Source organism: Dyella silvatica, assembly GCF_026283955.1.
GTDB lineage: Bacteria > Pseudomonadota > Gammaproteobacteria > Xanthomonadales > Rhodanobacteraceae > Dyella_C > Dyella_C silvatica.
Map to the genome: position 1 here is coordinate 30693 of NZ_JAPDPE010000003.1, position 24301 is coordinate 54993.

Annotated in this window: 25 protein-coding genes; 7 read left to right on the forward strand and 18 right to left on the reverse strand. The window is 62.2% G+C overall.

The annotated features are described in order from the left end of the window. Nucleotides 1-91: 91 nt before the first annotated feature. From OUZ52_RS01285 to OUZ52_RS01300, 4 genes are all read right to left on the reverse strand, one after another. A complete protein-coding gene (locus tag OUZ52_RS01285; protein ID WP_266156493.1) occupies nucleotides 92-568 on the reverse strand; it encodes a lysozyme in 477 nt (158 codons plus the stop codon). Then, a complete protein-coding gene (locus OUZ52_RS01290; RefSeq protein ID WP_266156494.1) occupies nucleotides 565-861 on the reverse strand; it encodes a phage holin family protein in 297 nt (98 codons plus the stop codon). The genes OUZ52_RS01285 and OUZ52_RS01290 overlap by 4 nt, the downstream gene beginning before the upstream one ends. After that, nucleotides 854-1207 carry a putative holin gene (locus OUZ52_RS01295; RefSeq protein ID WP_266156495.1) on the reverse strand — a complete coding sequence of 118 codons (354 nt, stop codon included), beginning with the start codon at nucleotides 1205-1207 and terminating at the stop codon, nucleotides 854-856. Before OUZ52_RS01295 ends, OUZ52_RS01290 begins: the two co-directional genes overlap by 8 nt. A 172-nt stretch (nucleotides 1208-1379) precedes the next feature. Next, nucleotides 1380-2030 carry a DnaJ-like cysteine-rich domain-containing protein gene (locus OUZ52_RS01300; protein WP_266156496.1) on the reverse strand — a complete coding sequence of 217 codons (651 nt, stop codon included), beginning with the start codon at nucleotides 2028-2030 and terminating at the stop codon, nucleotides 1380-1382. A gap of 136 nt (nucleotides 2031-2166) precedes the next feature. On the opposite strand from OUZ52_RS01300, the gene OUZ52_RS01305 reads away from it, so the two are divergent. Next, the gene (locus OUZ52_RS01305) at nucleotides 2167-2859 is read left to right on the forward strand and encodes a LexA family protein (protein ID WP_266156497.1); all 693 of its coding nucleotides are present in this window, start codon (nucleotides 2167-2169) and stop codon (nucleotides 2857-2859) included. Nucleotides 2860-2971: 112 nt separating this feature from the next. On the opposite strand, the gene OUZ52_RS01310 is transcribed toward OUZ52_RS01305, so the two are convergent. Then, entirely contained in the window at nucleotides 2972-4954 is a 1983-nt protein-coding gene (locus OUZ52_RS01310; protein ID WP_266156498.1) for a UvrD-helicase domain-containing protein, read from the reverse strand. A 109-nt stretch (nucleotides 4955-5063) separates the two neighbouring features. Here OUZ52_RS01310 and OUZ52_RS01315 point away from each other — a divergent pair, with 109 nt between their 5' ends. Continuing rightward, on the forward strand, nucleotides 5064-5696 hold the full coding sequence (locus OUZ52_RS01315; protein ID WP_266156554.1) for a thymidine kinase: 633 nt from the start codon (nucleotides 5064-5066) through the stop codon (nucleotides 5694-5696). 64 nt (nucleotides 5697-5760) lie between these two features. Further along, the gene (locus tag OUZ52_RS01320) at nucleotides 5761-6528 is read left to right on the forward strand and encodes a hypothetical protein (protein ID WP_266156499.1); all 768 of its coding nucleotides are present in this window, start codon (nucleotides 5761-5763) and stop codon (nucleotides 6526-6528) included. Nucleotides 6529-6530: 2 nt separating this feature from the next. On the opposite strand, the gene mutM is transcribed toward OUZ52_RS01320, so the two are convergent. The 6 genes from mutM to OUZ52_RS01350 all read right to left on the reverse strand — a co-directional run bounded on the left by mutM (nucleotide 6531) and on the right by OUZ52_RS01350 (nucleotide 12946). After that, a complete protein-coding gene (gene mutM, locus OUZ52_RS01325) occupies nucleotides 6531-7358 on the reverse strand; it encodes a bifunctional DNA-formamidopyrimidine glycosylase/DNA-(apurinic or apyrimidinic site) lyase (protein ID WP_266156500.1) in 828 nt (275 codons plus the stop codon). A 102-nt stretch (nucleotides 7359-7460) separates the two neighbouring features. Further along, nucleotides 7461-8873 (reverse strand): NADP-dependent phosphogluconate dehydrogenase, encoded by a 1413-nt coding sequence (gene gndA, locus OUZ52_RS01330; protein ID WP_266156501.1) that lies wholly within the window; start codon nucleotides 8871-8873, stop codon nucleotides 7461-7463. A 635-nt stretch (nucleotides 8874-9508) separates the two neighbouring features. After that, nucleotides 9509-10003 (reverse strand): hypothetical protein, encoded by a 495-nt coding sequence (locus OUZ52_RS01335; protein WP_266156502.1) that lies wholly within the window; start codon nucleotides 10001-10003, stop codon nucleotides 9509-9511. Beyond that, entirely contained in the window at nucleotides 10000-11370 is a 1371-nt protein-coding gene (locus OUZ52_RS01340; RefSeq protein ID WP_266156503.1) for a GldG family protein, read from the reverse strand. Before OUZ52_RS01340 ends, OUZ52_RS01335 begins: the two co-directional genes overlap by 4 nt. Continuing rightward, nucleotides 11370-12155, reverse strand: coding sequence for an ABC transporter permease subunit (locus tag OUZ52_RS01345; RefSeq protein WP_266156504.1), 786 nt, complete (start codon nucleotides 12153-12155; stop codon nucleotides 11370-11372). The genes OUZ52_RS01340 and OUZ52_RS01345 overlap by 1 nt, the downstream gene beginning before the upstream one ends. After that, on the reverse strand, nucleotides 12152-12946 hold the full coding sequence (locus tag OUZ52_RS01350) for an ABC transporter ATP-binding protein (RefSeq protein ID WP_425493752.1): 795 nt from the start codon (nucleotides 12944-12946) through the stop codon (nucleotides 12152-12154). Before OUZ52_RS01350 ends, OUZ52_RS01345 begins: the two co-directional genes overlap by 4 nt. A gap of 175 nt (nucleotides 12947-13121) precedes the next feature. Here OUZ52_RS01350 and OUZ52_RS01355 point away from each other — a divergent pair, with 175 nt between their 5' ends. Continuing rightward, entirely contained in the window at nucleotides 13122-14315 is a 1194-nt protein-coding gene (locus OUZ52_RS01355; RefSeq protein ID WP_266156506.1) for a DesA family fatty acid desaturase, read from the forward strand. 393 nt (nucleotides 14316-14708) lie between these two features. Here the strand turns inward: OUZ52_RS01355 and rpmG are convergent, their stop codons facing one another. Next, on the reverse strand, nucleotides 14709-14876 hold the full coding sequence (gene rpmG, locus OUZ52_RS01360; RefSeq protein WP_266156507.1) for a 50S ribosomal protein L33: 168 nt from the start codon (nucleotides 14874-14876) through the stop codon (nucleotides 14709-14711). A gap of 10 nt (nucleotides 14877-14886) precedes the next feature. Then, a complete protein-coding gene (gene rpmB, locus OUZ52_RS01365) occupies nucleotides 14887-15123 on the reverse strand; it encodes a 50S ribosomal protein L28 (protein ID WP_114844930.1) in 237 nt (78 codons plus the stop codon). Between the two features lie 426 nt (nucleotides 15124-15549). On the opposite strand from rpmB, the gene secB reads away from it, so the two are divergent. The 3 genes from secB (at nucleotide 15550) to OUZ52_RS01380 (ending at nucleotide 20240) form a co-directional block, all read left to right on the forward strand. Then, on the forward strand, nucleotides 15550-16053 hold the full coding sequence (gene secB, locus OUZ52_RS01370; RefSeq protein WP_266156508.1) for a protein-export chaperone SecB: 504 nt from the start codon (nucleotides 15550-15552) through the stop codon (nucleotides 16051-16053). Between the two features lie 9 nt (nucleotides 16054-16062). Further along, nucleotides 16063-17091 (forward strand): NAD(P)H-dependent glycerol-3-phosphate dehydrogenase, encoded by a 1029-nt coding sequence (locus tag OUZ52_RS01375; RefSeq protein WP_266156509.1) that lies wholly within the window; start codon nucleotides 16063-16065, stop codon nucleotides 17089-17091. Nucleotides 17092-17225: 134 nt separating this feature from the next. Next, entirely contained in the window at nucleotides 17226-20240 is a 3015-nt protein-coding gene (locus OUZ52_RS01380) for a DEAD/DEAH box helicase (RefSeq protein ID WP_266156510.1), read from the forward strand. 67 nt (nucleotides 20241-20307) lie between these two features. Here the strand turns inward: OUZ52_RS01380 and OUZ52_RS01385 are convergent, their stop codons facing one another. From OUZ52_RS01385 to OUZ52_RS01405, 5 genes are all read right to left on the reverse strand, one after another. Next, nucleotides 20308-20628, reverse strand: a complete 321-nt coding sequence (locus OUZ52_RS01385; protein WP_266156511.1) for a hypothetical protein — start codon at nucleotides 20626-20628, stop codon at nucleotides 20308-20310. Between the two features lie 62 nt (nucleotides 20629-20690). Further along, complete coding sequence (locus OUZ52_RS01390) at nucleotides 20691-21374, reverse strand: HAD family hydrolase (RefSeq protein WP_266156512.1); 684 nt, start codon at nucleotides 21372-21374, stop codon at nucleotides 20691-20693. Continuing rightward, nucleotides 21319-21702, reverse strand: coding sequence for a hypothetical protein (locus tag OUZ52_RS01395; protein WP_266156513.1), 384 nt, complete (start codon nucleotides 21700-21702; stop codon nucleotides 21319-21321). The genes OUZ52_RS01390 and OUZ52_RS01395 overlap by 56 nt, the downstream gene beginning before the upstream one ends. A gap of 69 nt (nucleotides 21703-21771) precedes the next feature. Continuing rightward, nucleotides 21772-22791 (reverse strand): glucokinase, encoded by a 1020-nt coding sequence (glk, locus tag OUZ52_RS01400; RefSeq protein ID WP_266156514.1) that lies wholly within the window; start codon nucleotides 22789-22791, stop codon nucleotides 21772-21774. Between the two features lie 52 nt (nucleotides 22792-22843). After that, nucleotides 22844-24211 (reverse strand): GH1 family beta-glucosidase, encoded by a 1368-nt coding sequence (locus tag OUZ52_RS01405; RefSeq protein ID WP_266156515.1) that lies wholly within the window; start codon nucleotides 24209-24211, stop codon nucleotides 22844-22846. Nucleotides 24212-24301: the final 90 nt, after the last annotated feature.

A 24301-nucleotide genomic window follows, 5' to 3' on the forward strand; every position in this document is an offset into this window, starting at 1 on the left:
GTTGAGCCTGGGTGTGCCGGGCCTTTCGTCGTTGTAGCCAATGTAGGCGGTAAAGCGCGGAAGCGTCACTTCCGCAATACGCTTTTTGATTTCAGCCGATGGATGTGGCTGTTGTTGCTGTGTCAGGTGCCAGGAACAGCGTGCGTTCCGCGATGCGTCGGCGCAGCAATCCAGCCAGTACTTGTCCGCCGGCCTGGCTCCAGCGTTCAAACTCGGCGGCCGCACCCAGATAGTCGCTGGCATTGAGTTTGCGCAGCAAGGTGGAGCCTGCGAGAGCTTTCGCGCCAAGGTTGAAGGTGAAGCTGGTGAGCGCATCGAACTGCGATTGCTGCAACGGCACCTTGACCAGTGATGCGATGGCTGTCGTGGCCTGGGCGAGATCGGCTTGCAGCAAAGCCGTGGCCTGCGCCATGTCGATACTCAGGCCGGGCGTCACATCAGGACCGGTATGGCCGTAGCCGATGGTCCATATGCCGACGCTGTCGCGATAAGCCTGTGCACGAAATCCCTCAAAGCGTTTTATCAACGCGATACCGGTGGCGCTTACCGTCATGCGGGAGGCCATCATGCTTTCACCCGCAGTACGCGCGCCAGATTTCCCCGTGCGGCGAATACGAGCACCGCCAATACCAGCAAGATGCCCAGCTGCCACGGGCCGGTTCCGACCGGCACTCGATGGCCCAGCATGATTTGCAAGGCCTGGCCTCCGCTGCATACGATCAACAGCCACGCGCAGGCTGAAATCCATGGCTTATAACGAGCATCGTGAGCGCGTCGGTACGTCATCAATCGCAGGCAGATCGACGAGCTCGTCAGCATGGTGAGCAGGCTCAGCGGGTCGTGCAGCAACAAGTCAGACATGCGGGCCCCCGCGATCGCGAAGCCATGCCTGCAGATCGAAGGTGCGTCCACGCTCGATCAGTCCGAGTGTCACGGTGACGCCGAGTGCCGAGGCGAAAAAAGCGGCCAGCCCGGTAGTCTGCAATGGCAGCCAGCGCATCACTTCTGGTGCGGCGAGATAGCCCAATGCAATGGACACGCCGAGATAGATCAGCCGCCTCCACACGGGCAGTTCTTTCGATGAAACGACAAACAGCGTGGCGCCTGCGAATGCGCCGACCAAGGCATTGCCATCCACACCAGGAATAGCCGCCGCGAGACCGATGCCTGCGGCAGCAGCTATCACAGCGGTAGCGGGTTCGGTCATGGGAATCTCCGAAAACAAAAAAAGGCCGCGTGAGCGGCCTGAGGGGTAAGAGCTGGATCGAGCAAGGCGAAGTCGCTGTCTTGCGCGCTGGCCCATGTTGCACATTTTCCTCGGAAAGTGCGGAGGTAGCGATTCCGCACGAGTCGATGATTTGAAAACGCGTGCGCCGGTTTCAGTCGGCCAATGCATTGGCACACAGCGCCAGTGTCCACTCGTACACCGGGCGCCATACCCGTCGATAGCCGGCTTCGTCGCGTTCGATCATCAAGGCGCGTTTGCGGTCGCTCACGGGAACGCGGCCATGGCCGTCGCAGGGTTGGCAAGTGATCAAGCGTTCGCCGATGCGTATTTCGCCACGGCCTTCGCAATGAGGGCATAGATTCGGCGTAGCCAGCTCGACCAGGACAGCCTGTCGTACCGCGCGATAGATCGGCCCGACCGCAGGCCATTGCCGCGCCTTGACGGTTTCCAGCTCGTCAGTCGCACGTTGCAACGCTTGCCGTTGCGATGCGCGGGTGCCGTAAGTGCCATCGATATCGTCTTGCGCGACATGTTGCGCAAGCTTGGCCGCCTCCAGCTCGCGGCGCAGGCGCATCCATTCGCGCAACTGCGCCTCGCGCACGATGCGATCGACCTCCACGCGATTGAGTTGCGCGCCATCAGGCCACCACACCGTGCAGAAGACTTCGCGGGCGAGGCGGTCGTCAATCATGCCGAGCGCTCCGGCGATGTCTTGGGGAGTGAGTTCAGGGACGCCGCCGTGATGCACTTCGTAGCGCGCGGCTGCCGGATTCAGGCGGGCCAAAAGCTTGCGTACGTTCATTGAGTTTCTCCCTGGGTGACATGAGCGAGCAGTAGCGGACGGCGATCTTGGGAGCGTGATCCGCAAGATCTTATGATAAGTGTACTTATCATTATGTGTCAATTAGACTTGGCAAAACGCCAAGTAAACTTGACACATGACTACCTTCGCAGAACGCTTCAAAGAGGCCCGCGAACGCGCCGATATCTCGCAGCGTGCGCTGGGCAAGCGCATTGGCTATACCGGGTCGACCATCAGCCAGTGGGAGGCGGGTGTGATCGAATCTGACAATATTCGCGTCGCAGCCCTTGAGATGGCCGCCGGTATCATCGGTGTTTCGGTCCGTTACCTACGCACGGGTAAGGAAGACGAGAGTCGCGGCGAGGTGCCCAGCGGCTTGCGCGCAGCACTCCCTGATGTGCGTCAGTTGCCGGTGATTTCGATGGTGCAGGCGGGGTTGGGTCGCGAGGCGGCCGATCCCTACCCGCGTGGTTACGGCGAGCAGAGCGTGAGCGTGGATGCCGAGATGGCCAAGGATCTGGGGCGATTGGCGTTCGCGCTGGAGATTACCGGCGAGTCCATGCTTGATGAGTTCTACCCGGGCGACATCGTCATCATCGACCCCGGTATCAAGCCGCTGCCAGGCGATTACGTGGTGGCGCGGATCGAGCACGATGGCAGCGCCACGTTCAAGAAATACCGCAGTCGCGGCAACGACGCACAGGGGCAGGCAATCTTCGAATTGATGCCGCTCAACCCCGATTACCCGACGGTGGTGGTCAACGCCGAAAACCCCGGCAGCATCATCGGCACGATGATGGAGCATCGGCGGCGGCGCCGAAGGTTTTAGCCGGCTGCTTTCTTCCGGTGCCGGGCGTTTAAACACGCAGAACAAATCGGCGCGCAGCACCTGCGATGAAATCCGTAACGACCTTGCCTTCTGGATGCAGAAGGCAATCTGGTCACTTCGCCGCCAGCATCGCGGCGATCTTCGCCATATGCGATTCGGCGGTTTCGCGAACCACTTCTTTGTCGGCTTCTGGATCTTTGCCCTGCCAGTGCAAATCGTCTTGCGGCAGTTCATGCAGGAAGCGGCTGGGCTGATTGCTGTGAACTTCGCCGTAGCGCTTGGTCTTGGCTGACCACGACAAGGTGAGCATTTCTTTGGCGCGGGTGATGCCGACGTACATCAGGCGACGTTCTTCGTCGATGCGGCCTTCGTCGAGCGCGCCCTCCTGCGGCAAGGTGCCGTCTTCGCAGCCGACGATAAAGACAAAGCGAAACTCCAGGCCTTTGGCGGAGTGCAGCGTCATCATGCGCAGGGCATTGCCGGGTTCGTCACGGTCGGCATGGCTGAGCAGGGCCAGCTGAGCGGCGAGGTCGCCTGCGCTGTTGTTGCCTTTTTGCATGGCGCGAAACCAATCGGCAAGCTCGCGCAAATTGCCCAGCCGACGCTCTCGCAAGGTGGCATCGGTGGTGCTGGCAATGATTTGTTCGGCGTAACGGGTGCGGGTCAGTACGGTTTCCACCAGATCGGCGGCGTTCTGGTGCAGCGAGGCACTGCGCAGTTCGTCGAGCAGGTTGGTGAAGGAGGACAGCGCCGCTGCCGGGCGCGGCGTCAGCTGGCGCAGTACCGCGTCGCTGCGGGCGGCATCGAGCAAGGATGCGTGCTTGGTCTGGGCGATCTGGCCGAGTTTTTCCAGCGTGGTCGAGCCGATTTCGCGCTTGGGCACATTCACCACGCGCAGAAACGCAGCGTCGTCGCTGGGGTTGGTCAGCAGGCGCAGGTAGCAGAGCAGGTCTTTGACTTCGGCGCGGTCGAGAAAGCTGAGCGCGCCGGTGAGGTGATAGGGAATACGTGCCAGTCGCAGCGCTTTTTCCAGCGGGCGCGCCTGGAAATTGCCGCGGTAGAGAATCGCCATGTCGTGCCAGCGCGCCTTGTGCTTTTCGGCCAAGGTGGTGGCGATGGCGGCGATGCGCTCGGCTTCGTGCTCGTTTTCCTTGCATTCCAGCACGCGAATCGGCGGGCCTTCCGGATGATCGCTCCACAGCTTTTTCTCGTGCAGATGCGGGTTGTTAGCGATCAGCAAATTGGCGGCGCGCAAACTGCGTTTGCCGCAGCGGTAGTTCTGCTCCAGCTTGATGACGCGCAGATTGGGCCAGTCTTTGCCGAGCTGGTCGATGTTTTCCGGGTTGGCGCCGCGCCATGCGTAAATCGACTGATCGTCATCGCCCACGCAGGTGATCCGCCCGCGCTCGCCGGCCAGCAGCTTGAGCAAGCGATATTGGGCGTCGTTGGTGTCCTGGTATTCGTCCACTAGCAGGTAGCGCAGACGCTCTTGCCAGGCGGTGCGCGCGTCGAGGTCGGTTTCCAGAATATGCAGCGGCAGCCGGATCAAATCATCGAAATCGACGGCGTTGAAAGCTGACAAACGCGCTTGATAAAGCTGGTAAATCATCGCCGCGTCCAACTCTTTCGGGCTGCGTGCGGCGGCTTGCGCCTGTTCGGGCGACAAACCGGCATTCTTGGCGCGGCTTAGCAGGTTGCGGATGCCGGACAGCTCGCTCCCCTTGATGCCCTTGGGAGCGAGTTCTTTGACGATGCTTTCGCTGTCGTCGGAGTCGAGCACCGAGAAGCCACGGCGCAAACCCGCGCGCTCATGCTCGATTTGCAAAAACTTCAATCCCAGCGCGTGAAACGTACACACGGTGAGCGCGGACGCTTCTTCGGAGCTGATCAGCTTGGCTACGCGCTCGCGCATTTCGCGCGCCGCCTTGTTGGTAAAGGTAATCGCCGCGATCTTCGACGGCGCCAGTTTCTTGCGCGCGATCAAATACGCGATTTTTTGCGTGATCACCGACGTTTTGCCAGAGCCGGCGCCAGCCAGCACAAGGAGTGGGCCGTCACAATGTTCAACGGCGGCCAATTGTTGCGGGTTCAGCATGAGGCGTGCAGACAGGTCAGGGTGCGCGCGGCGCGGTCGGCGATGGTAGCAAACGGGCCGGTTACGCGGGTTGGCCGTGCGCGATACCATGCATTTGTCTGACCCAGCCATGGCCAAGCTCTATTTCTATTACTCGGCAATGAACGCCGGCAAGACCACGACCTTGCTGCAGAGCGCCTACAACTATCACGAGCGCGGCATGCGCACGATGATTCTCACCCCGGCGCTGGACAACCGCTACGGTGAGGGTGTGGTGGCCTCGCGGATCGGGCTGAAGGCGGATGCGCACCGTTTCGGCGGCGAAGAGAACCTGTTTGCCAAGGTCGAGGCCGATATCGTCGCTCGTGGGCCGCTGCATTGTGTCTTCGTCGACGAGGCGCAGTTTCTGAGCAAGGCCCAGGTGTGGCAGATCAGCGATGTGGTCGACCGTCTCAATATTCCGGTGCTGGCCTATGGCTTGCGCACCGATTTTCGCGGCGAGCTGTTCGAGGGCAGTCGCTATCTGCTGGCCTGGGCCGACAATCTCGAAGAGATCAAGACCATTTGCCACACCGGCCGCAAGGCCACCATGGTGGTGCGCGTAGATGAACAAGGCCGAGCCGTGACTGAGGGGCCGCAGGTTGAGATTGGCGGCAACGACCGCTATGTCTCGGTCAGCCGGGCCGAGTTCAAGAACATTACCGAAGGCCACGGCCGTATTGAATTGCAGCAACCCATGCTGCCGCTGGGTAAAGGGCATTGAGCCCGGCCTGCGATCCACCCGCCCTGATGACCCTCAGGCCTGTGTTTCACTTAAGGAAAAGCGCATGAACGAGCCGATCACCATCCCTGCCTGGCAGCGTCCGCACTGGCAGCCGAGCGACGAAGAGATCGTTCTGCAGTTCTATGTGTTCGGTAAATTCGAGGCCGTGCGCGCGCCTTCGGCAGACTACGGTAGCGACGGCCTGCCTGAGGGCATCGAGCTGACCAGCCATCACCACAGCGCGTTGCGCCAGTGGGAGGGCTACCCGCTCAAAGGCCGCCTGGGCCGCAGGTTGAAAGAAGACGCCCCCGAGGCTTACAAGGCCGCTTTCGATGCGCCCGAGGTGCTGGTGGTGCGTGGCCGCATCAAGGACAGCGGTGAAACCGGCTACCTGCGCGATACCCTGGGTGTGCTGACCGCCCTGCTCGATATCGGCGGTGTGGCGATTCTCGACCCGCAGGTGCTGACCTTGTTTGATGCCGCCAGCTGGCGGCGCCAATACCTGATTCGCGATGGCGCCCCGCTGCGCAACCATGTGCTGATTCTGCGTGATGGCGATGAAGGCAAGGATCGCTTATGGATTCACACTCGCGGTCTGCGCAAATTCGGCCGCCCCGATATCAGCCTGCGTAACGTGCCTGAGCGTGAAGGCGATCGCGCGGGTGCTTTGTGTGAGCGGTTGGTCGAACTGCAAGCGCTGGGTGCGCATTTCAAGGATGGTCAGCCGCTGGAGGCCGAAGGCGTGCCGCCAGGCTTGAAGGCAAAGTTGGCTGGCGGTATCGAAGACCCTGAATTCAACAATACCTATGTCGAATTTCGCTGGCCGCAGTGAGCCTATCGCTGGCAGCGCGGGCAGAAAAAGGTTGAGCGCTGCCCCAGGGTGACTTGTCGAATGACCGTGCCGCAGGTGTGGCACGGTTCGCCCTCGCGGCCATAGACATTCAGCTCGCGAAAGAAATAGCCGGGTGCGCCATCGGGGTTGAGAAAGTCGCGCAGCGTGGTGCCGCCGCGTTCGATCGCCCAGGCCAGAATGCGTTTTACTTCAGCGGCCAGTTGCGCATAACGAGCGCGCGAGACGCTGCCTGCCGGTCGCCGAGGGTCGATGCCGGCGGCGAACAAGGCCTCGCTGGCGTAGATATTGCCGACGCCGACGACGACGGCGTTGTCCATCAAAAATAATTTCACCGCCGCTTTGCGTCCGCGCGAAAGATGCCACAGCAGATCGCCGTCGAACGCGTCCGTCAGTGGCTCAGGCCCGAGTGTGCTGAGCAGGGGATGGACTTCGCCGGGGGCTTGCCATAACAGGCAGCCGAAACGGCGTGGATCGGTGAAGCGAAGAATGCGTGCACCGGTCGCCGAGCCGGGTTCCACCGCTATATCGACGTGATCGTGCTTGCCGGGCAGTACATCGGGTGGCAACACTCGCAGCATGCCGGACATGCCTAGATGCAGTAACGCGCTGCCGGCTGCGGTATGCAGCAATAAATACTTGGCGCGTCGCTCGACGGCATCGATGCGCTGACCGGGCAATAGTTCGGTGATTTCAGGCGGAATCGGCCAGCGCAGATCGGCGCGCCGCAAGGTGACCGCAGTAACGTGCCGACCGACAAGATACGGGCTGATGCCGCGGCGGGTGGTTTCGACCTCGGGAAGTTCAGGCACGACAGTCTTCTCGACAAATCGTGCGTGCCCAGCGATGAGCCAGCGGCATCCATGGCAACAGACGTCGCTCGCGCATGTCCGTGGCGAACGCCCGGCAGATCGTCATGACCAATCCGCGTGAAAGCTGCCTGGCTGGTCGATGCGCTCGAAGGTATGCGCGCCGAAGTAATCGCGTTGTGCTTGCAGCAGATTGGCGGGCAGGCGCTCGGCGCGGTAACTGTCGTAGTAAGCAATTGCAGAAGCGAAGCAGGGTACCGGCACGCCGGCCTGGACAGCGCCACTCACGACATCGCGCAAGGCTTGCTGATACTGCGTGGTGATATCGCGGAAATACGGATCGAGCAACAGGTTCGCCAGCTGGGGTTCGTGCGCATAGGCATCGGTGATCTTCTGCAGAAAGCGGGCGCGGATGATGCAGCCGGCACGGAAGATTTTCGCGATGGTGCCGTAGGGAAGATCCCAAGCGTACTCGTCGGAGGCCGCGCGCAGCTGGGCAAAGCCCTGTGCATAGGAGACGATTTTGCTGAGGTACAAGGCACGGCGCACGGCTTCGATAAACGCCGTGCGATCGCTTTTGAAACCTGCGCTGGCGGTAGGGCCGGTCAGCGACTTGCTGGCGACAACGCGCTCATCTTTCAGCGCAGAGAGCAGGCGTGCGAAAACCGATTCGGTAATCAACGGCAGTGGTACGCCAAGATCGAGCGCACTCTGGCTGGTCCATTTGCCGGTACCTTTTTGCGCGGCGCGATCGAGGATGACATCGACCAGATCGTTGCCGGTCTGGGGGTCTTTCTTGCCGAAAATATCGGCGGTGATCGAGATCAGATAGCTATCCAGCTCGCCCTTGTTCCACTCGGAATAGACCTCGGCCAGCTCGGTATTGGACAGGCCCAGCACATGTTTGAGCACGGCATAGCTTTCGGCGATCAATTGCATGTCGCCGTACTCGATACCGTTATGCACCATCTTGACGTAATGCCCGGCGCCATTCGGGCCCATATAGGCCACGCAGGGCTCGCCATCGGGAGCGCGGGCGGCAATTTCAGTGAGGATGGGCGCGACCAGGTCGTAAGCATCGCGCGGGCCGCCGGGCATGATGGACGGGCCGTGCAAGGCGCCCTCTTCACCGCCGGAGACACCGGTGCCGATAAAGTGCAGGCCTGCCGCATTCAATTCGCCTTCGCGTCGGATGGTGTCCTTGAAGAAGGTGTTGCCGCCGTCGATCAGGATGTCGCCCTTGTCCAGCAGTGGTTTCAGTTCGGCGATGGTGGCGTCGGTGGCGTCGCCGGCCTTGACCATCAGCAGGATGCGGCGCGGTTTTTCCAGCGAGCTGACGAAATCCTTGAGGGTGTAGGCGGGAATCAGTTTTCGATCGGGGTGCGCGGCAACCACTTCATCGGTTTTCTCGCGGCTGCGGTTGTAGATGGATACCGCGTGGCCGCGGCTCTCGATGTTGAGGGCGAGGTTGCGGCCCATCACGGCCATACCGATCACACCGATCGCTTGCTGTGTCATGACTGCGTTCCTGGGGCATCGTGGGTGGGGAAGCATATGGGGAAGGCGTGGGATTAGTGCAAGTTTCGATTTATTCGCTTGGGTGGGAGCTGGCTCGAGTTTGGCTTGTTGGTTGTGGTCTCGCTGGCTGGCTCGCCTGTGGCGGGCTTTCGAACCCCTGCCGGGGTCCGAGTCACTTTTCTTTGCGTGCTCAAAGAAAAGTAACCCAAAGAAAGAGCACCCCGGTGCGTCGCCCTCCGGGTGCGTGAGGGCTGGCCGGGCTTTTCGACAGGGCTCCTGCCCTGGCGAAAAGGCACTGGCGTCCCTGCCAATGCCCCTGCGGGCCTGATCGCCCAGCCCTCACCGACGCACAGGGGCCTGGACGTCAAAAGCCAAGAGCCAAGAGCCAAGAGCCAAGAGCCAAGAGCCAAGAGCCAAGAGCCAAGAGCCAAGAGCCAAGAGCCAAGAGCCAAGAGCCAAGAGCCAAGAGCCAAGAGCCAAAGCAAAAAACAGTGGCGGTGACAGCGGCAGCGTGAATGAGCTGCGGTGTTTGCGCTGATTTTCAGCCTCGCGGCTTTGGCCCCTCCCCCTACGTGTAGGGGGAGGCTGGGAGGGGGTGGGGCTTGCGACAGGCCTGCCCGCAGGCGCGCAGACCGCTAAGCGTCGGGTTCTTTTCTTACCCCGGTGGCGGGGCGTGGGGCGTAGCGCAGGGAGATCAGTGCGACTCGCGAGCCTACGCGGACATAGCGCTGCGGGCCGGTCACCGAGGTTTCGCCGAAGTCGAGTTGTTGGCCATCGAGGCTGAGTACGGCGGATGGTTTGGCGAGGCCGATCTTTGCCGGATCGAAATCGCTCAAGGGGCGCCAGCTCAAGACGGCCGCGGCGGCGGTTTCGGTCAATTCGCCGAGGCGGCCTTCGTCGGCGCGCACGGGGGTGCCGTCGATGCGCCACCAGTGTCCGTCGCGTTTGGCGTAGTGTTCGGTGGCGGCGCCTTGCATGCTGAGTTCGATGCGGGTGATGGCGCTGGGGGCCAGGTTGAGCAGGGTTTGCCCGGCATCTTGCTGATCACGTTGCAGTTGCCATCCGGCCAGCGCGAGTAGCGCGCCGACGCCGACGAGCAGGCCCAGGCGTGTGCGGGTGGCTTGTTTCATGCGCGGCGCCGCCGCCAGGCGATCCAGCCGCCGATGATCAGCAGCAGTAAGGGCAGGCCCAGCATAAAGCCCATGCTGACGGCGTTGAGCTGGCCTTGCGACAGTTCGAGTACCCGGTCGGGTGCCCCGCGTGGTGGCAGGTTGACCAAGGCATCGTCGCCGAGCAGCCAGTCGAAGATGCGTTCGCCCAGGGCGCGGTTGCCGCCGTTGCCGAGGAAGGTATTGGAGAGAAAGTCGCCGTCGCCGATGACGACAACACGTTGCTCGCTTTTGCTGGGGCTGGGCGAGAGGCGGCTGAGGGCGAAGCCGAAATCCAGTGGGCCTTTCAACTCACCGGCGTTGGCATCGAAGCGAATATCCGAGGGACGGTCGTTATCGATCGGATGGATCTCAGTCCAGCTCTGCGGTCCTGAGCGTAGAAAGGCCTGGGTGCCCCAACCGCTTTGCGTCACCTGTGCCAGCGCGGAGACTTGCGGAAACAACGTGGTCAGTGTGAAACCGCGGGTTATCGCTTGCGGCGGGTAGTCGCCCAGCGCGATCTGACGTGGATCTTTTAAGCCCAGGGCGGCGCCTTGTCCGTCCACCAGCACGCCCGGCAATACGCGCACGCCGAGGGTGTTTGCCAGGGACGCCAGGCCCAGATCATCGTTGCTGGGTTCGGTCAGCCACAGCAGGTTGCCGCCATCGGCGACATAGTCGGTAAGCGCTTTCACCGCGCCGGGTGGTAGCGCCAGAGCGGGGCTGGCCAACACCACCAGGTCGGTATGCTCGGGCACCGCGGTGACCTGGGTGAAATTCAGTGGCACCGCACGCATGCCGCGGCCTTCCAGCTGCGAGATGAAGATGCCGAGGTCAGCGTTGCCTTTGCCATCGGCACGTCGCTCACCGTCACCGGTGACAAAGGCGACGATGCGCTCGCCGCCGCGTGCAAGCCGCTCCAGCGCAGTGGTGAGGCTGCGTTCGGATAACTCGTCCAGCTGCTGTTCGCGTTGCTGGTAGTGAATGATGAGCGCGCCATCGACGCTGACACCCAGTTCGCGCATGGCGGCCGGATCCAGTTGCGGGTCGACAAAGCGCAGCGTGAGATCGGGTTTGAGGTGTTGGTAACGCTGCACGAAGCTGGTGATGGTTTGACGTAGATCGCCCTGCGGGTTGGCGTAGCTGACGATTTCAACCGGGCCGTGCAGGGTGGTCAAGACGGCGCTGGTTTCCTGTGAAAGGCTGGCGCGCCGGTCATGTGTCCAGTCGGCGATGAATTCATGCCGGGTCGACAGATAGCCGATGGCGCCGGCGCCGAGTAGCAAGGCTAGCGCGAACAGCCAGCCGTCCAGACGTCTAAAGGCGCTGCGCTTGAATGAGGTCGTCATTAGCCGCGCTCCCTTTCTGCGGATACTCGGCGTATCGCCAGCATCAGCGAAAGCGCGATCAGCAAGGCGAACCAGATGAGGTCCACGCTAGAGACCAGTCCGCGCAATAGCGGTTCAAGATGGGAGCTCAGCGCCAGCCAGTTGATGGCGCCGTTGCCGACCCCGGCCATTTGTGCGCCGAGGTTGATGATGGTCAGGCCCAGGCCAAGCATCAGGCTGGCGGCGGCTGCGATGGCCGGATGCGAGGCGAAGGCTGAGCAAGCGACACCCAGCGCCGCCAGTGACGCCAGCATCAGCAGCAAGCCCCATGAGGCGGCGGCGAACTTGCCCCAGTCTAGATGGGTGCCCTGGGCTACGCTGAGTGGCATCGCCAGCACCAGAAGCAGCCACAAGATCAGCCATAACAGTACCGCCAGATATTTGCCGAGCACGATTTGCGAACCGGACAGACCGCTGGCGAACAGCAACGGCAGGGTGCCGTTGCCGCGGTCGCCGGCGAGTACCGACATGGTCAGCAGCGGCACGATGACCAGGGCCAGTTCAGCCAGGCCGAAAGGCAGAAAGCCGCCGGTAAGCAAGCTGCTCAGCATCGGTACGGCGACCAGATCGGTATAGCCTGGGCCACCGGGCAGTGCCGCCAGCTTGATCTGGTTGGCAAGAAATTGACCTAGCAACAGAATAAAGCGCCACGCCAACTCGCCCAGCGTGAGTGCGGCGAGCACCCAGGCCAGCGGACGCACGAACAAGCGGCGAAGCTCCAGCCGTGTAACAGCTACTACGCTCATGCGGCGTGGTTCCTGGGGTGGGCAGGTTTGTTCTCGATAGATGAGTTGCTGCCGCCACGCATCGCGATATCGAAAAAGCTTTGTTCCAGTGACTTGTGATCGCCCTCGGCAATCGGGGCATCGTGATGCAAACGGCCCTCATGCAAGATCGCCACGCGGTCGCATACCGCGGTGACCTCGACCAGCAAATGGGTCGAGAGAATCACCGCGGTGCCTGCGCTGGCTTGTTCGCGGATCAGACCGCGCAGGGCGGCCACCTGCACCGGATCGAGTGCGTTGGCGGGTTCATCGAGCACCAGTAACGCTGGTTTGTGCAGCAGCGCGCAGGCCAGGCCAAGTCGCTGGCGCTGGCCCTGCGATAGCACGCCGGCCAATCTGCGCTGCAAAGAGCTCAGCTCCAGCCGCTCGGTGATCGCCTCGCGTGCTTGTCGCAGGGCCGTGCCGTTCAGGCCGCGCAGGCGGCCATGGGCGTTCAGGTGCTCGCCTACGGTTAATTCCGGCCACTGTGGGGCGCGCTCAGGCAGCCAGCCGATGAACTGTCGCGCCTGTTGCGGATGTTCGAGGAAATCTGCCCCATTCAGCTCGATTGTGCCGCTATCGGGGCGTAACGCGCCAGCAATCATCGATAACGTGGTCGATTTGCCGGCGCCGTTGACGCCCAGCAGGCCCAGCACTTGGCCGCGTTTCAAGCTCAGGCTCAGGTCTTGAACCGCAGGACGCCCGGCGCGGTGGCGGCTGAGTCCGTTCAGTTTCAACAGGTCTTGCGACAAAACGGCAGTAGGCATGGTCATTGCACGATTGTCGGGGTGACCATATATCCAGCACAACGGGGTAACAACTGCTATACGCAAGTCGTGCGATCATCGACACGTTTGTTGTAACACCAGAGAACCATGCTGGCGGGTACGGAAACCGGCGGCATAGACTGTCTTGCGAATCAAAGTGATCAATCATCTGGGTGCCTCCATGCTTGATGCAGTACTGAATTTCCTTTCCAACGGCGTCACTAGCGCCGGTTGGGTCACCATGCTGATCTATACGCTGGTGATGACGCAGATCACCATTTTCACGGTGACGCTGTATTTGCACCGCTGCCAGACGCATCGCGGCGTCGATCTGCACCCGCTGATCGCTAACTTTTTCCGTTTCTGGGGCTGGCTCACCACCGGCATGGTCACCAAGGAATGGGTAGCGGTGCATCGCAAGCATCACGCCAAGGTCGAGACCGAGGAAGATCCGCACAGCCCGCAGATCTACGGCATCAAGAAGGTGTTCTGGGATGGCGTATCGCTTTATCGCGATGCCAGCGAAGTCAAAGAAGATCTGGAGAAATACGGCCGTGGCACCCCGGACGACTGGATCGAGCGCAAGCTTTACAGCGCGCATCCGTACTGGGGCCCGACCTTGATGCTGCTGATCAACCTCGCCTTGTTCGGCGTGATCGGTGCCGCCCTGTGGGCCGTGCAGATGGTCTGGATTCCGTTCTGGGCCGCAGGCTTCGTCAATGGCGTTGGCCACTGGTGGGGTTATCGCAACTTCGAGAGCGCCGATACCGCGCGCAACCTGATTCCGTGGGGTTTCTGGATCGGTGGCGAAGAGCTGCACAACAATCACCACGCGTTCCCCAGCTCGGCCAAGTTCGCCTTGCGCAAGTGGGAGTTCGACATTGGCTGGGCGGCTATCTGCATGCTGCGCGCTGTTGGTTTGGCCAAGGTGCTGCGCGTAGCGCCCAGCCTAGATGTGCGCCCGAATGTGCATCTGCCGGATGCCGAAACCCTGAAGGCCGTACTTACCCATCGCTTCCAGGCCATGACCGATTATTACCAGGGCGTGATTGTGCCGACCCTGCGCGATGAAGCTCAGCATGCTGGCGAGAACATCAAGCTGGTGCCGCGCCGCATGCGCCGGGCCTTGGCCGATGGTGGCCGCTGGCTGGACAACGAAGGCCGCGATCGTTTGCAGGCGGTGTTGGCCAAGCGTCCTACCTTGAGTGTCGTCTGTGATTTCCGTGCCCGTCTTGCGGCGCTAATGGAGCAGCGTGGTGCTGATCAGGCACTGAAGGGCCTGCAACAGTGGATCCACGAGGCTGAGCAGAGCGGTATCCGTGCCCTGCAGGATTTCGCACAGCGCCTGAAGGGCTATGCGGTTGCTGGCGCCTGAGTCGATACGGCAATATTTTTTTGAAAAGCCCGCCGAATGGCGGGCTTTTTCTTTGCGGGGTCTTCAGCGGTGCCTATGGGGCTGCGGCTGCATCTCTTGGCTGCCGTTGATCCAGGTGCTTCGCGGGTGGCCGTCATGGTCCGTGCTTTGGCGAGTGCTTGCCGGATACGGCCCGGCTCTTTGCTATGGGCGATTGCCTCGGGTGCGCTCAATGTGATGCATAGTCCGGGTGTGCCGTGGCGTTCAATGCTGAAATCAAGTCGCTGTGCCGGCCCAGCGCGGCTAATCCAAATACATGGCTAAGCAGGCGCGCGACGACATGACGGGACCGGGGCGAGCGGGCAAAAAAAACCCGCCACGAGGGCGGGTTTTTCGAGGAGCTGCAAAGATCGATTACTTGATCTTGCCTTCCTTGTAGATCACATGCTTGCGGACCACCGGATCGTACTTCTTGAACTCGAACTTTTCCGGGGTGTTCTTCTTGTTCTTCTGCGTGGTGTAGAAGTGGCCGGTACCGGCCGAGGAGATCATGCGGATCTTGTCTTGTTTGCCACTAGCCATGGTTCAATCCTCAGACCTTTTCGCCGCGAGCACGCAGGTCGGCAATCACGGCTTCGATGCCATTCTTGTCGATGGTGCGCAACGCTTGGTTAGAAACGCGCAATTTGATCCAGCGGTTTTCGCTGGCAACCCAGAAGCGGCGCTCGTGCAGGTTTGGCAACCAGCGGCGACGGGTTCTGTTGTTAGCGTGCGAGACGTTGTTGCCTGTCTGCACACCCTTTCCGGTGACTTGGCATCTACGGGCCATGAGGACCTCCGTAATTAGTTGTGTACGCCCGTTAGCCAGGGCTACATCGGCCCAGCGGCGCTTGGCGCCACGCGATGCTGGAGGGTGGTGCTTTCAGTGTGATTCGTGAGGCCCGCATCGCGTCGCGGACATACCCGAAGTCTCGGGCCGGCACAGTTGAGCCGCGTATTCTCCCAGAAAAACAGGGCTGTGCGCAATCCTGGGCGGTTTCGGCCGCGGCTGAGGCCAGCTTTTACGGCAGGCCGGCCGGTCGCGGGGCCGGTTCGGCCGCGAGGTCAGGGAATCGTCGGGAACTGTGCGGCCGTAGGCGGATAGCTGGCGACAAGGCGGTTGGGCCGGCGTTTGGGCATGGCGGGCCTGTCGGGATTTGTGGAACAATCGACCTCTTTGGTTTTAACCACATACGCGCAAGAGCGAGGGAATCCAATGGCAGACGTTATCGCCAACGGCCAGGCCAATGGCCAGGCTAGTCAGCCGCAGTTGATGCTGCAGAAGATCTACGTCAAGGACGTGTCGTTTGAGGCGCCCAACGCGCCGCAGATCTTCCAGGAGATCGCCGAAACCGATCAGCAGCCGCAAGTTCAGCTGAACCTTGGCCACAAGGCTACGGCGCTGGGCGGCGATCTGTACGAAGTGATTCTGAGCCTGACCCTGACCTGCACGGTCGGTGAGCGCACAGCCTATCTGGCCGAGGTGCAGCAGGCGGGTTTGTTCGGCGTGGCCGGGTTCAGCGAGCAGGATCATGCCGGCATCATCGGCAGCTATTGCCCGAACCTGTTGTTCCCATACGCCCGCCAGGTGATTTCGGGCCTGGTGCTGGAGGGTGGCTTCCCGCCGTTCCTGCTGCAGCCGATCAACTTCGACGCTTTGTTTGCCGAGCAGCAGCGCCGCACGATCGGTGGCGACGAGGCTCCGACGCTCAATAGCTGAGCGCACGTCATGCTTGAAAATCCGACCCTGGCCGTCCTTGGTGCCGGTTCCTGGGGCACCGCACTGGCGGCATTAACCGCGCGCAATGGAGTGCCGACCCGGTTATGGGGTCGTGATGCCACGGCGCTGGTGGCGATGGCTGAGAGCCGTCGCAACCAGCGCTATCTGCCGGATCTGGAGCTGCCGGCCGAGCTGCGTTATGAAAGTGATCTCGCCGCCGCCCTGCGTGGCGCCGAGGTGGTCTTGATCGTGGTGCCCAGTCACGCCTTTGCGGCGATGCTGGACGACATCGCGCCCTTACTGGAACCCCATGCGACGATTGCCTGGGCGACCAAGGGGTTCGAGCCGGGCACCGGTCGTTTCCTGCATGAATTGGTGCAGGAGCGCCTGCCAGGGCGTGCGGCGGCGGTGGTTACCGGGCCTTCGTTTGCCCGTGAAGTGGCGGCCGGCCTGCCCAGCGCGGTCACCGTGCATTCCGACGATGACGCCTTTGCGCATCAAATCGCCTCACTGCTGCATGCGCCGAATTTTCGCGCCTACTCGGGCAGCGATGTGTTGGGTGCCGAACTGGGTGGCGCCATGAAGAACGTGCTGGCGGTGGCCACCGGCGTGGCCGATGGCATGGCGCTGGGGCTTAACGCGCGTGCCGGCCTGATTACCCGCGGCATGAACGAAATGCTGCGTCTGGGCGTCGCCCTGGGCGCACGTCCCGAGACCTTGATGGGTTTGTCCGGCCTGGGCGATCTGGTGCTCACCTGCACCGGTGACCTGTCGCGCAATCGCCGATTGGGTCTGGCACTGGGCCGCGGGCAGGCGATCGATGAAGCGGTACGCGAGATCGGCCAGGTGGTCGAAAGCGTAGTCACGGCCGATGAAGTGACCCGACTGGCGACCAAGCACGGCCTGGATCTGCCCATCAGCAGCGGGGTTCGTGCGGTCTTGCATGGCGAGGTCACCCCCGCGGAAGGCTTGAAGGCGCTGATGTCGCGCGAACAGAAGCCGGAATACCCACAAGGCCTGTTTGGGCCGAATCTGTAACGCTGAAGCCCGCTTTCACCGGGCGGGCCTGGCGAATGTCGATCTTTTTTGCATCTACTCACCTAGCTGACGAACACTAAGACGCTGGCCTTGCTAAGCTCGGCGTTTTGGTCGCCACAGCGGACCGCATGCGCATGCAGCAACCCGATGAGAAGCAGCAAGGCGATCTGATCTCGCGCGGCAGCAGTGGCCGCGATGAGCCGTTGCCTGGCGTATGGCGGCGTGTACTCGACGCGCCGGCGGCAGCGGCTACCCATGAGCGTGGCGTACTGGGCTTTTTCCTTGAGGTGATGCCGGAGGAAGGCTCGCTGAGCGCGCGGCTCGATGTGGCTCCGGTATTGCTGGCAGTGGCTGAGCATGGCCGTTTCACCCGACCCGCGCCGTTGGATAGCAAGCATTTATCGCATCAGCCGTTGGAGCCACACGAGCAGCGGCTTGCCGCCACCGTGCTGGGTTTATCGCAAAGCCTGCGGAAAAGCCGTAGCTACGCGCGGTTGGCGGGCCATGTCGGCGATGCCTTGCTGGCCGAGATTCTCGATACCGCGCCGTGCTTCCTCGGTGGTCTGGCCGGGTTGCGCTTGTCGCGCGGCAAATCGCATCCGTTGAAATGGCAGTGGCAGCTGGAGGTCGATGGCAGCCAGCGGCTGCTGCCCTTGCTGCCGCACAACCAGCGCCTGTTGCGTATCGACGGCCTGTGGTTTCTCGATCCCGAGCGTGCCGAACTGGGCCATCTGGAAGCTGCCGCCGAAGAAACCCATTGGCTTGATCTGCCGCCGCTGAAACACGAATACAGTCGTCGCCTGCGCGACGCCTTGCCCGGTAGCCGGTTGGCGCAGCGGGTGCCGTTGCCGCAGGTGTTCAACGAATTGCGTCGCGCCGAACTGGCGCCCAAGCCGGTACTGACCCGGCATGCGCGGCTGGCCGCGGGTACGCCGCCGCTGGCCTATGCGCGGCTGGCCTTCGATTACGCCGGTGAACGTTTGCCTGGGCGCGGCGGCGAGCCGCTGGTGCGACGTGTGCGCAATGGGCAGCTGATCGAAATCATCCGCCGCCGCGCCGAAGAGCTCTCGACCATGGAGCAGCTCGAGCACGCCGGCCTGACCCCGGGTGTCGACACCGAAGGTCTGCCCTGGGATGTCGCCGATACGTTGCCCGAAGATGCCTGGCTGTTTCCGGGCAAGGGCTATGCCGGCGCTCTGGAAGTGAATACCCCGGCGCGTTGGCTGGCGCTGCGGCCCAAACTGGAAGCCGAGGGTTTCCAGCTCGATTACGCCCCCAGTTTCCCGTTCGAAGTGTTGGAAGGCCCGGTACGCTGGTATGGCAACGCGGTAGAAGATGCCGACGATCACGCCTTCGATCTGGAAATCGGTATCGAAGTGGAAGGCAAGCGGCACAATTTGTTGCCGGCGGTCGCGCAGGCCTTGGCCGAACATCAGCTCAACCTGAGCCCCGCGCCGAACGAGCCCGAAGATGCCGTGTGGTATGCGCCGGTCGATGAGCGCCGCCGCGTACCGGTGCGCTTGAAAGAGCTGCGCGGCCTGCTCGCGCCGCTGGCCGAGTATCTGGAAAAGCCAAAGAAAAAACTGCACCTGCCACGCGTGCAGGCGGGCCGGCTGGAAGAGATCGTCGACGCCTTGCCCAGTGGTGGCGCGCTGGAGGCGCCGGAGCAGCTGCGCGGATTCACCGCGCGTCTGCGTGATGCCGCCGAGCGTGCCAGCGATGCGATTCCGCTCGGTCTCACCGTCGAACTGCGGCCGTATCAGCGCGAAGGTTTGCGGTGGTTGAATGCGTTGGCCGAAGCCGGTGTCGGCGGCGTACTGGCCGATGACATGGGCCTGGGCAAGACGCTGCAGTTGATTACTCATTTGCTGGCGCTAAAAGAGCGCGGCGAGCTGACCCAGCCCGCGCTGATCGTGGTGCCTACCAGCTTGATCCCGAACTGGCTGGCCGAGATCGCGCGTTTCGCCCCGTCGCTGCGCGTGCTCACGCTGCACGGCCCGCAGCGCGGTGGCGAGTTTGCCCAGCTGGGCGGGCAAGACATCGTATTGACCAGCTATGCCTTGCTGCCGCGCGATGTGGTCACCTTGCGCAAACAAGCCTTTGCCTTGATCGCACTGGATGAAGCGCAGCAGGTGAAAAACCCGCGCACCCAGGCGCGCCGCGCGGTACTGAGCCTGCGCGCACCACGCTGCATTTGCCTCACCGGCACGCCGCTGGAAAACCACCTGGGCGAACTGTGGTCGCAAATCGATCTGGCCGTGCCTGGCCTGCTTGGCGACGAAGGTGCGTTTCGCCGGCACTACCGCGTGCCGATCGAAAAGCAGCGCGATACCGAATGCCAGGAGCGCCTCAATCGCCGCCTCGCGCCGTTCATCCTGCGCCGGACCAAGGCTCAGGTGGCGAAGGAGTTGCCGCCGAAAACCGAGATTACCCGCCGGGTGGTGCTCGAAGGCCGCCAGCGCGAGCTATACGAAAGCCTGCGTCTGTCGCTGGCGGACGAATTGCGCGAGGTGATTGCCCAGCGCGGTATCGCGCACAGCGGCATCATCGTGCTGGATGCCTTGCTCAAGCTGCGCCAGGTTTGCTGCGATCCACGATTGGTCAAGCTGGAGGCCGCGCGTGGTGTGCGCGATTCGGCCAAGTTCGAATTGCTGATGGACATGCTGCCCGCCCTGCTGGCCGAAGGCCGCAAGGTGCTGCTGTTCTCGCAATTCACCGAAATGCTCAAGCTGATTGCGCATGAGCTGGATCACCGGCGCATCCGCTACGTCACGCTCACCGGTGAAACACGCGACCGCGCCGAGCCGGTGCGGCAATTCCAGGAGGGCGAGGTACCGCTGTTCCTGCTCTCGCTGAAAGCCGGTGGCGTCGGCCTCAACCTGACCGCCGCAGACACGGTGATCCACTACGACCCGTGGTGGAATCCGGCCGCCGAGGCGCAGGCCAGCGATCGTGCGCATCGTATCGGTCAGGACAAACCGGTCTTCGTATTCCGTTTGATTACTTCAGGCACCGTCGAAGAACGAATCGAAGAGCAGAAGGTACGCAAGGCGGAACTGGCCGAAGCGCTGCTCGAAGGCGGCGGTAGCCGTGAACGGCTCAGTTTCGAGCAAGAAGATCTGGACGCCTTGTTGGCGCCGGCCTCTTAGCCGCTTCAATCAACGAGCCCTGAGCGAGCTTCGCTTTCATCGCCCTGCAAGCTTGCAGGGCGTGGGTTTACTGATCGGCTACGGTGCGCGCGCGCAATAAGGCATCGACGGCTTGCTGCCACTCTGGCGAACCCGGCGTCGATTGCGGCGCTTCCTGATCGAGCTTCTGCTGCACAGCGCGATTCCATTCGTCTGAGCCGGGATCCGGGCCGTGACCGCCCCCATCGCCGATGCCGAGAGTTTGATCGACCCAGGCGTACCACTGCGGTGAGCCGAGTGCGGCGTGAGCCGGGCTAGATGGTGTCGCGGCCTGTGGCGATGGCGGCGCGGAGGGTGAGCAGGCTGCAAGTAGCAGTGCGAGGGTGAGGCTGGTAGCGAGTCGGCGCATGAGACGGCTCCTAACCGCTAATGCGGGCATCGAGATGAATCACACCTGACATGACGTGGGCGTTAACTGCGCGCCGCCACTTCGTCGATATGCAGCAACAGGTCGGCGGGATCTTCATACACGCGGAAGGCGCCGGCGTGCTCGAGCTCTTCCTGGCCATAGCCGCCCGAGAGCAAGCCGATGCCGAGCGAGCGGGCACGTTGCGCTGCAAGCATGTCCCAGATGCTGTCGCCGATGACCAGGGCTTGATGGATATCGCAATCGAGCCGCTGCGCGGCAGTGATAAACAAATCGGGATCGGGTTTGGCGTGGCGTACCTGGTCGCGGGTCACCACCGGTACTTTCGATGGATCGACCCCGAGTGCTTCAAGATTATGTGCCGCCGTTTGCATGCGGCCGCTGGTCGCGATGGCCCAGGGAATTTTCTGCTCGGTCAGAAAGGCCAGCAGCTCGCGTGCGCCGGGCAGCGGTTTGACCGAACCCTGAGTGGCTTGGCGGTTATAGGCTTCCGCATGCCAGTGGCGCAGACGGGTCAATCGTTCTTCGGTGATTTCCAGGCCGGTTTCGCGCAAGAGAATATTGGCGAACAGGCCGCCGCTCATGCCGATTTTGCGGTGAATCCGCCACACTGATAACTCGACCCCTTCTTTGTCCAGCGCCTCCTTCCAGGCGAGCACGTGCTGATAAACGCTATCGACCAGGGTGCCGTCGAGGTCGAACAAGAAAGCCGTATCGCTGCGGGCCATGAGGGGAGGTCTCCGTGGTGGGCTGAAGCAAGTGTCGCGCTACATCATGAAAAGCAAAAGCCATGCGCGGCAGGCGGCGATAACTCAGCAGCGCCCATAGCGCTGCGAGCAGCGCAAGCACAAACATCAGGGCGACAGAAAGAAACAGCGCCGCAAGCATAGGCATGCCGCAAACAGGTCCATCCTGCGCGGCCGCCCACTGCGCGAATGCGCGGCTTTGCATGGTGAAGTAGGCGGCCGGAAATACGACAGACAGGGCGCCGAGGATGAGCGAGGCCGATCGATAAGTCAGGCGCCTGCTCGCGGGTCGCTTGATGGCGTCATTCATGCCCGCGTATGTCCCTGCCAAAGAAGCCGCTTTGTCGTGTTGCGGCAGCCGGGCGGGTCGCCGCCGATATCACTTCAATGGAAAGGATTTATCCAGCTCCATCATGGCCAGCGCGGCAGCGCCCACCAGACCCGGTTCGGGATTCATGATCGCCTGGGTCGGGATATGTTCCATGGTGTCGCGGAAACGGCCCTTCGCCTCGAAGCGTTCGCGGAAATGCCCGCGTCGCTCCAGCCATGGCAGCAGGATCGGAATCAGGCCGCCGGTAAGGTAGACACCGTCCCAGGCGCCCATGGTCAACACCAGATCGCCGGCGACACTGCCGAAAATGCCGGCGAAGGTTTCCACCGTGCGCACGCAAATCGGATCGCTGCCGGCTTCGGCGCGCTGGGTAATGTCTTCCGGTTGCAACGGCTCGGGGGTCTTGCCCGCGATATTGCACACGGCATCGTAGAGATTGACCAAGCCCTGGCCGCAGATCAGTCGTTCATTGGAGACGCGGCCAAAACGCTGGTTGAGGTAATTGAGTATCTCGATGTCTTCCGGGCTGTGCGCCGCAAAGCCGGCATGACCGCCTTCGCTTTGCAGCACGCTGGCCTTGCCTTCGCGCATCAGCAGGCCGCCGACACCGAGCCCGGTGCCCGGCCCGACGATGGCAAAGGTTTGCTCTTCACGGCCGCTGATAACGGGTATTGGCAGGCTGCCGACAGAAACCAGGTCGGCCGGCTTGAGCAAAGTCACCGCCATACTTTGCGCGGCGAAATCGTTGGCCAGATGCACCGAGTCCATGCCCAGTTCGGCCTGCAGTTTGTGCGCGACGATCGACCATGGGTTATTGGTGATCTTCACCGTTTCGCCATCGCTGATGCGGCCAGCGGCAGCGATCACGGCGCGGCTGGCGCTGAGCCCGCTGTCGCTGAAATATTGGCGGATCGCCTCGGCCAGCGAGGTGAAGTCCTTCACCCGATAGCGCCGCACGCTGCCGTCAAGCAACGGTGCGCTGCGGTCGGGGTGGGTCAGCGCGAAGCGGACATTGGTGCCACCGAGATCGGCAAGCAGGGTCGGGGCGGCACTGGCGGAAAAGCTCATGGACAATCCTGGCAACGGGTCACTCAAGCCTGCGTCGGGTGGCAAGCAAGCCTTAAGCAGAGAGGCTTGCTTCGTCCAGCGCCGTGCCGTTGCTTTCGATCACCTTGGCGTAGAGTTTCGCCGTCGCTTTGGGCGTGCGCTTCTGCGTGGCAAAGTCCACATGGTACAGGCCAAAGCGCTTGGAGAAACCTAGGGACCACTCCAAATTATCCATCAGCGACCAGGCGTAATAGCCCTTGAGGTTCACTCCGGCCTCGATCGCCCGGTGCAATGCCTGCAAATGTTTGCGTAGATAACTGGTGCGCAGCGGGTCATCCAGCACCTCGGCCTCGGCCACCGGCGGATCGTAAAAAGCCGAGCCGTTCTCGGTGATGTACAGCGGGATATCGCCGTAGCGGCTCTTGAACCAGGTCAAGGTGTCGGTAAGGCCTTGCTCGAACACTTCCCAGCCGGTTTCGGTGTAGGTCTTGTTGGGCTGGCGCACCGGTGAGGCTCGCAGCGGATACTGCAGCGGATCGTTTTTCACCACGGCGCGCGTGTAGTAATTGATGCCGACAAAATCGACCTTTTGCTGGGTCAGCTTGAAGTCGTCGTCGGGGAAATCCGGCCATGCGTCGCCGAAGATTTCTTTCAACTCCGGCGGATAGCTGCCCAGCAGTGCCGGGTCAGCGAACTGCTCATTCATATAGGCGTGGGCGCGACGGGTGGCGGCCAGATCTTCGGGGCTGTCCGAGTGTGGATACTTCGGCTCGATATTGAACACCACGCCGATCTCGTGCTTGCCGACGCTGCGATAAGCCTGGATGCCGGCGCCGCTGGCGCGCATCAGGTTATGCGCGGCGATCGGCGCCTCGTACTTGCTGCGGTGGCCAGGGGCCAGCGCGCCATGCAGATAGCCGCCATCGGTGACCACCCAGGGCTCATTAAGCGTGGACCAGCGCTGCACGCGCCCGTCCAGCGCCTGGTACATCACGCTGGCGTAGTCGGCAAACCAGTGGGCGATATCGCGGTTGAGCCAGCCGCCGCGGTCATCCAGCGCCGCCGGCAGATCCCAATGGAACAGGGTGACGTTGGGAGCGATGCCGTTCTCCAGCAACTCATCGACCAGCCGCGAATAGAAGTCCAGGCCTTTGTGGTTGATCCGCCCAGTGCCTTCCGGCAGCACGCGTGCCCAGTTGATGCTTAGCCGATAGCCCCTCAGCCCCAGCGCCTTCATCAATTGCACGTCGTCTTTGTAGCGACGGTAGTGGTCGCAGGCGAGGTCGCCGGTGTCACCGTTAATCATCATGCCGGGGGTGTGGGCGAAGCGCTGCCAGATGCTCGGGCCGGCACCGTCGGCCAGCGGCGAGCCCTCGATTTGATAGGCCGAAGTGGCGGCCCCCCAGAGAAAGCCTTCAGGAAAACGGTAGCTACGGGTCATCGACGGGGTTCCCAATGCCGCATCGCGGCTTGATGTAAACGTTTACATTGAGAGAATATCCGATTGTTCTCGCTTGTGCAGCCGGTTTCG